General features: G+C 63.9%; 9 protein-coding genes and 1 riboswitch. Of the genes, 7 read left to right on the top strand and 2 right to left on the bottom strand.

What is annotated here, in order from left to right:
- Window positions 1-134: 134 nt before the first annotated feature.
- The 7 genes from PHD22_RS06510 (at window position 135) to PHD22_RS06480 (ending at window position 8,642) form a co-directional block, all read left to right on the top strand.
- Window positions 135-2,177: a diguanylate cyclase gene (locus tag PHD22_RS06510; protein WP_299863971.1), complete on the top strand. Its 2,043-nt coding sequence runs from the start codon at window positions 135-137 to the stop codon at window positions 2,175-2,177.
- 82 nt (window positions 2,178-2,259) lie between these two features.
- Window positions 2,260-2,574 (top strand): quaternary ammonium compound efflux SMR transporter SugE, encoded by a 315-nt coding sequence (gene sugE, locus PHD22_RS06505; protein ID WP_299863968.1) that lies wholly within the window; start codon window positions 2,260-2,262, stop codon window positions 2,572-2,574.
- 192 nt (window positions 2,575-2,766) lie between these two features.
- Window positions 2,767-3,303, top strand: coding sequence for a DUF2058 domain-containing protein (locus tag PHD22_RS06500; RefSeq protein WP_299863965.1), 537 nt, complete (start codon window positions 2,767-2,769; stop codon window positions 3,301-3,303).
- A 136-nt stretch (window positions 3,304-3,439) separates the two neighbouring features.
- Entirely contained in the window at window positions 3,440-3,784 is a 345-nt protein-coding gene (locus tag PHD22_RS06495; RefSeq protein ID WP_299863963.1) for a hypothetical protein, read from the top strand.
- Between the two features lie 86 nt (window positions 3,785-3,870).
- Window positions 3,871-3,964, top strand: a riboswitch (glycine riboswitch).
- Between the two features lie 159 nt (window positions 3,965-4,123).
- Window positions 4,124-4,792: a trimeric intracellular cation channel family protein gene (locus PHD22_RS06490; protein WP_299863961.1), complete on the top strand. Its 669-nt coding sequence runs from the start codon at window positions 4,124-4,126 to the stop codon at window positions 4,790-4,792.
- A gap of 104 nt (window positions 4,793-4,896) precedes the next feature.
- Window positions 4,897-7,953: an ExeM/NucH family extracellular endonuclease gene (locus PHD22_RS06485; RefSeq protein ID WP_299863959.1), complete on the top strand. Its 3,057-nt coding sequence runs from the start codon at window positions 4,897-4,899 to the stop codon at window positions 7,951-7,953.
- Between the two features lie 20 nt (window positions 7,954-7,973).
- The gene (locus tag PHD22_RS06480; RefSeq protein ID WP_299863958.1) at window positions 7,974-8,642 is read left to right on the top strand and encodes a PEP-CTERM sorting domain-containing protein; all 669 of its coding nucleotides are present in this window, start codon (window positions 7,974-7,976) and stop codon (window positions 8,640-8,642) included.
- Here PHD22_RS06480 and PHD22_RS06475 read toward each other — a convergent pair.
- Together PHD22_RS06475 and PHD22_RS06470 are read right to left on the bottom strand one after the other, a co-directional pair.
- Window positions 8,639-10,678, bottom strand: coding sequence for a DUF262 domain-containing protein (locus PHD22_RS06475; protein ID WP_299863956.1), 2,040 nt, complete (start codon window positions 10,676-10,678; stop codon window positions 8,639-8,641). The two genes, PHD22_RS06480 and PHD22_RS06475, sit on opposite strands and share 4 nt — an antisense overlap.
- The gene (locus PHD22_RS06470) at window positions 10,668-12,062 is read right to left on the bottom strand and encodes a DUF262 domain-containing protein (protein ID WP_299863954.1); all 1,395 of its coding nucleotides are present in this window, start codon (window positions 12,060-12,062) and stop codon (window positions 10,668-10,670) included. The genes PHD22_RS06475 and PHD22_RS06470 overlap by 11 nt, the downstream gene beginning before the upstream one ends.
- Window positions 12,063-12,144: the final 82 nt, after the last annotated feature.

Below are 12,144 nucleotides of genomic sequence, written 5' to 3'. Positions count from 1 at the left end.
TCCTCTAGCGCTGCGAGCTCGCACCAATGACGTGTCGGTCATCGCGGCGCTGCCGTTCTCCTTGTAAGCCATATTCGTTTCTTCCGGAACGCCGGGCGTGCGGGACGCGCGGATGGGATGCTCAGAACAACAACATGATTCAACGTCTCACGCGCAAGCTGCTGTCCCCCGCTCTCCTGTTTGTGTCCTGCATCAGCCTGCCGGCCCAGGCCCTGGAGCCCGTCAGCCTGGAATTGCGCTGGTTTCACCAGTTCCAGTTTGCCGGCTACTACGCGGCCCTGGAGAAGGGTTTCTATCGGGACGCCGGGCTGGACGTGACCCTCAGGGAGGGCGGGCCGGGCGCCAATCCGGTGCAGGGCGTGCTGAACGGGCGGAGCGAATTCGGAATCGCGCTTTCGAGCCTGGTGGTCAGCTACCTGCAGGGCGCGCCGGTGCTGATGCTCGGTCCCATCTTCCAGCATTCACCCAACATCCTGATCGTGCGGGGACAGGACAAGCGCCTGGTGGATCTGGTCAAGCCCGAGGCCGAGCCGATCGCGCTGATGGGAGACAACCAGGATGTGGACCTCAAGAGCATGTTCATCAATGAGGGCATCGCCCTGGACCGCCTGAAGACGGTACCGGACGAAGGTCATCTGGACGACCTGGTGAGCGAGCGGGTGGCGGCGGTGAATGCCTACTCCTCAAACGAGCCCTATCAGCTGGACCTGCGGAAGGTGCCGTACACGATTCTCAAGCCCTCCACCTATGGCCTCGACTTCTACGGGGATGTGCTGTTCACCCGGCAGGATCTGGAAAAACGGAAACCCGAGGTGGTGGCCGCCTTCTATGCAGCCTCGAAGCGGGGCTGGGAATATGCCCTGTCCCATCCCGAAGAGATCGCGGACCTGATCCTCCAGCGCTACAACAGCCAGGGGAAATCCCGGGAGCATCTGCTGTATGAGGCCCGGGCATTGCACGACCTGATCAATCCGGAAGTGATCGAGATCGGTCACAACAACCCGGGACGCTGGCAGGCCATTGCCCGCACCTATGGCAACTTCGGGCTGGTGGATGCGGAGCAATCCCTCGATGCCTTCTTCTACAAGCCCCGCCGCGACGGCCCGCCGGGCTGGCTGTACGGACTGATGAGCAGCCTGGCCGGGGCCACCCTGCTGATCGGCGGGATCGCATTCTACATTCACCGCACCAACCGCCGCCTGGCCACGGCCATTGCCGAAAAGACCCGGACGGAAGAGGCCCTCAAGAAAAGCGAGAGCTGGCATCGGATCATTTTTGAAACCTCCCCCTCGGCGGGCATCGTCTGGCAGCCGGGCTTCGTGGTGGTGGGCTGGAACCGGCAGGCGGAAGCCCTGTTCGGATGGCGGCGGGAAGAGGTGCTGGGCAAGCGCTTTGACGAGTTCATGATCCCGGAACACGAGAAGAGCCAACTGCTGCCCCGCCTGGCCCCGGAAGCCAACGCACCGGATTCGGCGCTGCTGCCCCACAGCATCAATCAGAACCTGACCCGCAGCGGGCGCAGCATCACCTGCGAGTGGTTCAATGCCTGGCTGCCCGAACGGCCCGGCGAGCCGCGCCACATCATCGCCCTGGCCACGGACATCACCGAGCGGCAGCGCCTTGAGGAACAGATCCGTCACCAGGCCTTCTACGATGCCCTCACCGGGCTGCCGAACCGCCGGCTGTTGTACGACCGCTTCGAGCAGGTGGTGGCTGCCGCCCGCCGCAGCGGGCAGCTGGGGGCGCTGCTGTTCCTCGATCTGGACAATTTCAAGCCCCTCAACGACCGCTACGGTCACGAGGCTGGCGATCAGTTGCTGGTGCAGGTGGCCTGCCGTATTCAGGACTGCGTGCGGGCCTGCGATACGGTGGCGCGTTTCGGGGGAGATGAGTTTGTGGTGCTGCTGAGCGGACTCGATGCCCAGCACCCGAGGGCCATCGAGCAGGCCAGATTGATCGGGGAAAAGGTGCTCGAGCAGCTCAACCAGCCCTACGCCGTGCGCAGCAAGCATGGCAAACCCCTTGAGCATCGCTGCACGGCGAGCATCGGGATCGCGGTGTTCGATCATGGGGCCAAGGCCGATGACATCATCCGGCAGGCCGACCATACCATGTACCAGGTGAAGGAAAGCGGGCGGAATCAGTGCCTGGCGGCCTCTGCTGAAAGGCTGTGCTAGGATGGGTTTCCACAGGAAGTGAGGACGACCTCACCTCTCCATGTCATTGCGGGGACGGCCCCTTTTGATCGAGGAGCACTCCATGAACTGGGGAATACTGGCGCTTGCCGGGCTGCTGGAAGTGGCTTGGGCAATTGGTCTCAAATACACCGAGGGGTTCACCCGGCTGTGGCCCAGTGTGTGGACGATCCTCTCCATGATGCTGAGTTTCGGCCTGCTGGGTGTCGCCATGAAATCCCTGCCCGTGGGCACTGCCTATGCGGTTTGGGTGGGGATCGGGGCCATCGGCACCGCCCTCCTGGGCATCCTGCTGTTTGGAGAACCCGCCCACTTCGCCCGCCTGTTCAGCCTGCTGCTGATTTTTGCAGGCATTGTGGGGCTCAAGCTGACCACCTGATGGGGTCCATGGGCCAGGGCAGGAAGGATCGAAGATGCCCTTACCCGCCTGCCTCTCAGGCCACCGACCCATCTCGGCCTGAGGGCTTGAGCTCCCTGTGGCCGCCGCGGGTAGTGCAGCAGGGCAGAACCCGGCGGCGGGCCTGGGCATTTTTGTTATGCTGGCGCCTTTCAGTTGGTCGGAGTGGCCCGCATGGCTTCCTTGCAAGAACAGTTTTTGAAATCCGGCCTGGTCGACAAGAAGAAACTCAAGCAGACCAGCCACGAAAAAACCCGGCAGAAGAAAATCGAGCGCAAGAGCGGCGTCGAGAGCGTGGATGAAGCACGCCTGGCGGCGCTGGAAATGCAGCGCAGGAACGCGGAACGGGCCCGGGAACTCAATGCCCAGCGGGACGCAGCCGCGACCCAGAAGGCCATCGCGGCACAAATTGTCCAGATGATCCAGCAGAACCGCCAGCACAGGGGCAATGGGGACATTGCCTACAACTTCACCCACGACAACAAGATCAAGCGGATCCACGTGTCGGCCAAAGTGCAGGACCATCTGGCGGCCGGGCATCTGATGATTGTCTGCCTGGGCGACGCTACCGAACTGGTGCCAAAGGTGATTGCGGACAAGATCGCCGAGCGGGATCCGTCCATCGTGGTGCAGGTAAGGAAAACCAGCACCGAAATCGCGGAGGACGATCCTTACGCAGCGTTCCAGGTGCCGGATGATCTGATGTGGTGAGGGTGGGTGCGCTGGCGGGGACGGGACCCCGCGTCCGTCCTGGCACAGCAAGCAGCCGGACGGATGAGCGGCGCCCTCAATACCGCCGTAACCCGCGCAGGCAACACTGAAGACCCCATTTCTTGAAAGGTCTCCCATGAACATCCACGACAGGGAACTCCTGGCCAAAGTGGCCAGGAGCGTCAGCAGTGTTTTTACCTTCGAGAACGGGCGCCCCCAGCGCATCGCCAGGTTTCATGCGGCCCGTCCCACCACCCAGGACTGGAACCCGCTGGGATCCCAGCAGGATTGCCGGGAACTGGAGTTTGCGATCCTGGCATCGGTGCATGTCACACCGCTCAAGGTGATCGTGAGCTCTCCGCTCTACCACTCCAAGGCCCTCAGCGAACCCTTTCCGCCCAACGCCCATGCCCACGAGAAGGAGGCCATCCGCCGGCGCACCGTGACCCGGCTGGCCGGAAAAATCGACATGCATCTGTAACGCGGGCAAGGATGAGGAAGCCCCCAGGCGCAGACGCACCCCAGCAAGCGGCGCATTGACACCTGCCACGCCAACTCACCATAATCCGGGGCTCTGCGGGAGAGAGGGCACCGGTCCCCGGGCCCCGCCGAAGGCGCAAACTCCCATAATCGCTCAGGCACACGGAACCGCAGAGATATTTCGCCGGCTGGAGAGAAGTTGCCGGGCGCTCTTGCGTCCGGCAGCTCACCGAAGGGGCAGACCCGTTTGCGGGTTGAAACTCTCAGGTAAAAGGACAGGGGGAGAGGCGTCACAGGAGCACTTCAACAGTGCATCCTGATTTCAGACGGAGCCTCCCTGATGCTGGACACCCTTGCCCACGTTTTTCAGCCCCTGGCCACCAAGCAGTTCGATCTGCTGCTGGTCATCTACCTCATCGCCATCACTGCCGAAGCCATGTCGGGCGCCCTGGCAGCCGGGCGCCGCAGCATGGACGTCTTCGGGGTCGTGGTGATCGCCTTTGTCACCGCCCTGGGCGGTGGCACCATACGGGACGTGGTGCTCGGCCATTACCCGATCGGCTGGACCCAGCATCCGGAGTATGTCTATCTGGTGGTGCTGGCCGGGTTGTTCACCACGCTGATCGCCCGTCACATGCATCACATGAAGCGGCTCTTCCTGGTCCTGGACGCCCTGGGGCTGATCGCCTTTTCGTTGATCGGCTGCAATGTTGCGCTCCAGCTAAACTACCCGGTCGTGGTGGTCATCATGGCGGGCATGCTGACGGGGATTTGTGGCGGCATCCTGCGGGATGTGCTGTGCAACCAGGTCCCGATCGTGTTTCGTCGGGAACTCTACGCCAGCGTTTCCCTGGTTGTCTGCGCCCTGTTCCTGGCACTCAGGGCGGCCGGCGTGGACACCGATCTCAACATGCTGGTCTGCTTCGTGCTGGGCTTCGTGTTCCGGATGCTGGCACTGCGCTTTGGCTGGAAGCTGCCCACCTTCCACTATCAGGAGCGCTGGGACTGAGAGGCCTCCTCCAATCGGAGGAGTTTTCGGTGAAACTGGGCCAGGAGTGGTGTAATTCCGGCTGACTATATTCCCGGGCTTTCCCTATGCCCGGAATGCGCTCCATGCACCTACCCAACCGCCTTGCCACGGCCCTCTGCGCCGCCGGCCTGCTCAGCGTCAGCGGCCTTGCCCTGGCCGCCTCCGATGTCGTCATCAGCCAGCTGTTCGGTGGCGGTGGCAATAACCTCAGCCCCTTCAAGAACGATTACGTCGAGCTCTTCAACCGGAGCAGCACGCCCATCAGCCTGGAGGGCTGGTCCATCCAGTACGCCAGCGCTGCCGGCACCGGCAACTTCGCCAGCTCGAGGACGCCCCTGAGCGGAACCCTGCAGCCAGGCCAGTATTTCCTGGTCCAGCTCGCCCCCGGCGCCGGCACCGGCGCCGTCTTGCCCAGCCCCGACGCGTCCGGCAACATTACCATGGCGGCAACCGCAGGCAAGGTGATCCTGGCCAACACCGCGACCGGCATCGCCTGTAACGGTGGCAGCACCCCCTGCAGCTCTGAACAGAGTGCCCAGATCGTGGACCTGGTGGGCTTCGGGAGCGCCAACTTCAAGGAAGGCACCACCGCTGCGCCGGCACCCAGCAACAGCCTCGCCCTGTTCCGCGCCGCCGGCGGCTGTACCGACAGCGACCAGAACGGTGCCGACTTTGTAGCCGACGTGCCCTCTCCCCGCAACAGCGGATCGCCTGTCAATCAGTGCGGCGGCGGCAGCGCCCCCGTCAACGCGCCCATCGTGGCGAGCTGCAGCCCGCTGAATGTCCAGCAGGGCACGGCCGGCAGCGTGGTCCTGAGCGCCAGCGATGCGGACAGCATTGTCACCACTGCCACCCTCGCCAGCGGCGCCGTGGCCGGCATCAGCCTCGGCAGCACCACCCCGGCCACTACCAACGGCGGCTCTGCCAGTGTGACCCTCCAGGCCAGCGCCAGTGTCGCGGCCGGTAGCTATCCGGTGAGCGTGCTGTTCGCCAACAACGGGGCGCAAAGCGCCAGCTGCACCGTGGATGTGACGGTCACCCCGGCGGCGAGCATCACCCCGATCGGGGAAATTCAGGGGAGCGGCACCACCAGCCCGCGCCTGGGCCAGAGCGTCAGCGTGACGGGCGTGGTCACCCTGGTGACCAACAACGGCTTCTTCCTGCAGGATCCGGTGGGCGACGGCAACCCGGCCACCTCGGATGGGATCTATGTGTTCACCAGCACCCCGCCCACCGTGGCGGCAGGGCAGCGCATCAGCCTGAAGGGCAGTGTGGCCGAATTCAATGGCCAGACCCAGCTCACCGCCCCCACCGGCATCAGCCTGCTGGCCAGTGGCGAAAGCGTCACCCCGGTGGATGTGAGCCTGCCGGAATCGGTGAATGGCGAGCTGGAGCGCTACGAAGGCATGCTGGTGCGCATCGTCTCCCCGATGACCGTCGCCCAGAATTTCTTCCTGGGCCGCTTCGGTCAGCTGACCCTGTCGGCCAACGGCCGCATCGAAAAGGCCACCAACCGCTTCCCCGCCGGCTCGCCGGAAGCCCTGGCCCTGGCCGACGAGAACCAGCGCCGCCTGCTGGTGCTGGATGATGGCTCCACCCGCCAGAACCCGAGCCCGACGCCCTATCTGGGCGCCGGCAACACCGTCCGTGGTGGTGACACGGTGAATGGGGAGCTGGTCGGGGTCCTGGATCAGGGCGCCATCAATGCCAGCACGCCGGCCGCCATCGACTACCGCCTCCATCCCACCCAAGCGGTGAGCTTCAGCCGGGCACACCCCCGCACCACCACCCCGCTGGATGTGGGCGGCAACGTCAAGGTGGCCAGCTTCAACGTTCTCAACTATTTCAACGGCAACGGCACGGGCGGCGGCTTCCCCACCTCCCGGGGCGCCTCCAGCATCACCGAGTTTGAGCGCCAGCGCACCAAGATCATCGGCGCCCTCAAGGCCATCAACGCCGACGTGGTGGGCCTGATGGAGATCGAGAACGACGGTCATGGGGCCACCTCGGCGATCCAGGATCTGGTGAACGGCCTCAATGCCGCACTGGGTGCCGGCACCTATGCCGTGGTACCGGATCCGGCCGGTGGAACCGGCAGCGACGAGATCAAGGTCGCCATGATCTACAAACCCGGCAAGCTGACCCGGATCGGTGCCGCCCTGTCCGACACCTCCGCCATCCACAACCGCCCGCCCCTGGCCCAGACCTTTGCCGCCGCCAACGGCGAAAAGTTCTCGGTGGTGGTAAACCACTTCAAGTCCAAGGGCTGCGGGGACGCCACCGGAGCCAACCAGGATCAGGGAGACGGCCAGGGCTGCTACAACGCCCAGCGGGTGGACCAGTCACGCCAGCTCCTCAACTTCATCGAGCAGGTCAAGGCCAGCGCCGCTGACCCGGACGTGGCCGTGATCGGCGACCTGAACGCCTACGGCAAGGAAGATCCGATCCTGGCCCTGAGCGGCGCCGGCCTGGTGGACCAGCTGGCCGCCCGGGAAAGCCAGCCCTACTCCTACGTCTTCGACGGGGAGATCGGCTACCTGGACCATGCCCTCACCAGCGCCTCCCTGGACGCCCAGGTGGCCGGCATCGGCCACTGGCACATCAACGCGGACGAACCCTCTTTCCTGGACTACAACCTGGAGTTCAAGACGCCGGTCTGCCCGACCTGCACTCCCGACCTGTACTCCGCCACGCCTTACCGTTCTTCTGACCACGACCCGGTCCTCATCGGCCTGAACCTGGTGAAGAAGGTGGAGGGCAGCGGTAGCCGTGACACCCTGACCGGCACCGCCGGGGATGACGTGATCAGCGGAGGAGCGGGCGCCGACACCCTGACCGGGGGCAGTGGTGCAGACACCTTTGTCTACCAGAGCCTGCGGGATGCGGGCGACACGATCACCGACTTCGTGCCCGGCACGGATCGTATCGACCTGCGCGCCCTGCTGGTCAGCATCGGCTACACCGGCACCAATCCGGTCGCCGACGGCTACCTCAAGCTGGTGTCCACCAGCGCCGGCACCAGTATCCAGATCGACCCGGACGGCAATGCCGGTACTGCCATTGCCCGCCCGCTGGCACTGCTGAAGGGGGTTGCCTCCAGCGCCATCGACAGCGGCCGCGACTTCGTCGTCGCCCCGTAAGAACCAAGGAAAACGAGATCATGAAACACGCCAAGAATCTGCTCGCCGGGCTGCTGCTGGCCGCCTTCGGCAACGCCCACGCCGCCCTGGTAAATGGCACCTTCGACACCGACCTGAGTGGCTGGTCGGCGCTGGGTGACGTGGCGGTGGTCAACGGCAGCGCCGTGCTCACCACTGCATCCCTGGAGGATGACGACGGCGCCGGCCCGGCCGCCCGCAACCTGTCCGGTACGGCCGCCGCCCTAGTGGGCGTCCCGGGTGGTCTGGAAAGCTTTGCCGGCCTGCCCCTCGGCGCCCTGGACCTGAACAGCTGGTCCTTCGAAGGCTCCGCCCTGCGTCAGACCCTCACGGTGGCGGCCGGCGACACCCTGTCCTTTGCGTGGGACTTCTCCTCCCTGGACACCTTCATGAACGACTTCGCCTTCGTGATGGTGGACGGCCAGGTGAACGTTCTTGCCCACGTGCTGGGGGGCACCGGCAGCGGCCTGTTCAGCCAGACCTTCCTGAACGGTGGCAGCTTTGACCTGGTGTTCGGCGTCGCCGACGAAGGGGATTATGTGGGCACCTCATTCCTGAGCATCGACCAGGTCAGCCTGCGCAGCGCTGCCAGCAGCGTGCCCGAGCCCACCAGCCTGGCCCTGGGTCTGGGCGCCCTGGGCCTGCTGGCCGCCCTGCGCCGGAAAGGCTAACTGCCTGCTCCGGTCCCGGGTGCATCCGCGCACCCGGCTACCGGTGGCGCAGCCTCGTCAAGGGCGTCCAGCAGGACGCCCTTGATTTCTTCGTAGTGGGCACGCATGGTCTGAGGGGTCCAGGGCGTCTCCCCGGTGGTCATTTCCATCATCAGGTACTGCTTGATACTGTCGGGATTCCCTGCCTTGTAATGGGATTTCTTGGCTTCGGGGGGATGGTTGCTGAGGCGGGAGTTTTTGCTGTGGCTGATCAGGCAAAGATTACCGAAACAGTCCAGGTCCTCATCCACCCAGGCATCGTGACCGGGCATGGGCTGTCGGGGATAGTAATGCTCCAACGAGCTGCGCGGAGTGAATTCAAATTTCTGGATGGCCGCGCAGCGGGCCCCATGACGAAGCCAGAGCAGATAATCCAGGTAGTTGAAGACCAGATTGTTCTGGAGGCCTTCAAACGTCAGCTGGTCATCCATGCGGATCAGGTCGAAGGAGGCCCGGCGGGCCTGACAGGCGCCGGCGTTGTGCCGGATGATCTGGTCATAGCCCAGGCCTGCCCCCAGATGCCTGTCGAAGACGAATGCCCGGGCCACCGATTCCAGCTGGGCCAGATAGTTCTCTTCCGTGATGGCCTCCCCCGCTGCATGGCGGGCGTGGAGCCAGTCCAGGGCCGCCTGGAGCCAGTATTTGTAAGCCTGGCCGGGAGCCGACACATGGAAGGCGGCGAGCAGCATCAGGATCCGGCGATTGTCCCCCGCCGTGCTGAAGGTGTTCAGGTAGTCGGCCTGCCCTGCACCATTGCCCTCGCGCCAGATGTGACGCTGCAGAGTCCAGGCGTCACTACCCCCGAGGGACTCCCGTCGGAGGACGTACTGATCAAACAGAAAACGGCAGCGCAGCAGGGTGAATGCAAAATCCTTCACCTCCCGGGGGCTGCGGCTTGCCAGCAGGTGCACCTCGAAGACTCGGATCAGACGTTTGTCATCCAGGGGTAGCTCCACCTGGCGGAATACCCGCAACACCTGGAGCAGGAAGTTGGGGAAGTTGATGACAGCACCGAAACGCTCGGGGGGAGCCTCCTTCAGTGGCGCCACCCCGGGCCCCCGCCAGCCGGGGCGGGTCAGCTCCGCCAGAGTTGCCCCACGGACACCCGGATCTCCAGCGGCCTCCTCGGCCCCGCAGAGGCAGTCCCGGAGCTGGTCAAAATCGGCCATCTGGAGGGATCCCCAGTCCTTCGGACCAAAGATCCGGTCCCGCTGACCGGGGACAAACCCGGCCTGAACGTACCTGTCCATGCTGGCACAGGCTTCCCAGATCCGGTTGAAGCACTGGCGGTTGTGCCTTGCCTCCTCGTCGTTGCCCGCAAACACCGCCATGAGACGGGCCTTGAGCACCTCATGCTTCTCAAGCTGCTCCCCCCGGTTGTTCATGATCTCGAAGTAGTGGTTCAAGTCCGTGTCGCGGGGAACCTTGACCCGCATGATCCGGACCTTTTCGTACAGGAAACGGGCAAAGGCTTCCCGGGATAGGGGGGACGCCGGATCCGTGTCCTTGAGCGCCCTGGGCAAGACACGACGGATGATTTCGTACCCCTGGCGGATGCCTTCATGGGTGTCCTGAGGCGCGAGTCCGTCCAGGGCGGCGGGATGGGTGCCCAGGCGGGCAATCGCCTCAAGGGTCCGGCGCGACCGGGGACGATTCTCGAAATCCACGTTCAATCGGGCCGTCCATCCGGAGGGGCGGTCTCCCTGGCCACACAGGTACAGACACAGCAGGAGCAAGGTGGTCAGGCGCTGCTGACCGTCGATGACCTCAAAAACCGTGAGGGCGTCTTCCTGCCGTTCAAAAACCACCAGGGTACCCAGGTAATAGGGGTGACCCTGGGCACTCCCTTCCTGGACCGAGTCCACCACATCACGGATCAGCTGGGTGATCTCTCCCTCACCCCAGGCATAGTTGCGCTGATACATGGGGATGCGGTGGAGTGCCGGATCCGTCAGGAGCTGCCGGACGGACAGGGTGATGGGCGGGTCATTCCACATAGTGCATTTTTTCGAAAAGGGCGAGCAGTCCGGGGGCGGGATTCCAGCGGGGATCCGGCCGGCGCAGCATGGGGAGAGGGTAATCCAGCAGGGCTTCAGGAGCGGTGGCATCCCTCAGCAGCGCAAAGAGGTTGTTCTGCAGGACATGGTTGTCCACGCTCGCCAGGTGCACGCTCTGCAGGCGCAGGCGCAGGGTGTAGGCCCAGATGAAGATTTTCTCGATGGCCCGGGACAGTTCTGCTGTCCCGAACTTATCCAGGTAATACACCAGCAGGCAATCAAACATCATGCGCACATAGCGATCACCGGTCCGCTGACGACCCTCATAGGTGTTCAGGACCTCGGTGATGCAAGCCGCCGTCTCCGAGAGCCTGCAGCCCCCCAGGCTCTCCGCCTTGAGGGTCAGGCCACCTTTGTGAAAGCCCGTCAGCTGGTAGTGAGCGATCATCTCGAAGAAGCGGCGGCCATTGAGGATGATCTGATCAAGGCTGAAGGGAAAGGCCATCCGCTGCCCGTCGATATTGCGGGCATAGTGCCGGTTGTAGTTGTCCACAAAATGGTGGGTGATGCGCAGGCCCTCCACATAGGGGTAATGGGCCACCTCATCCATATTGATCCCCTTGAATAGGGCACAGTCCTCCTTGCTGAAGTAGCGGGCAGAACGGCCCTTGACCCACTGGCGGATGCGGTAAAGGTACTGAGCAAACAGGGTCACCAGCTCCCCGCTGTCGGTGTTCTCCCAGCCGGAGACAGTGCGCGCCTTGAGAGGCTCATCCTGGAGGCTGAAGGCCCGCAGGTGGAAGGCCTTGAGGAGATCATGGGGATCCAGGTCACGCCCCCGGGCATTCTGGGAGTCGAAGAACTGGAAAGCCTCGGAGATGTCACCCAGGGTGAAGGTCACCAGCTGGCAGCGCTCCAGCAGGAAGGCGACCAGATCCTCATCGCACTCCGGACGAGCGACAAAACGGGCGATGTCCAGATAGTTGTTGCGGATGTTGCGCTGGGAAAGCGGGTTGTCGAAATCATGATCGAAAGCCGCCAGAGCCGTTTTCAGCTCCGCCAGCCTGACCTTCAGGTCATTGCGCTCGAGCCGGTGCCCCTCCAGGTGCTCCTGGATCAGGGCCTGGACGATGAGCATCAGGGTGACCGTACGCTGCTGGCCATCCACGATGTAGCGCCGTCCGTCTTCGGTCTCCCGGTGGAACACGAGGGTGCCCAGGCGGTAGGCCTCCTTGTGACGATGGGTCAGGAGATCTCCCAGCAGTTGGTGCACATGCGCGGTCGTCCATTTGTAGGGGCGTTGATACACGGGAATTGCCAGGCTCCGGTCGAGCAGCAATTCCCCCACCGTCAGGATGCCCTTGTCCAGGCTGCTGTCCGTCATGATTTCGGGTATTCCTCAAGGGCGCGGTGATCGGGAGGGCCATTCTGGCGGTTTTTGACTCCCTTGTCCCATGACACTGCCC

Source organism: Zoogloea sp. (assembly GCF_028693495.1).
Lineage (GTDB): Bacteria > Pseudomonadota > Gammaproteobacteria > Burkholderiales > Rhodocyclaceae > Zoogloea.
Note: the sequence above shows the minus strand (reverse complement) of the source record. Positions and strands in the feature narration are given on the sequence as shown.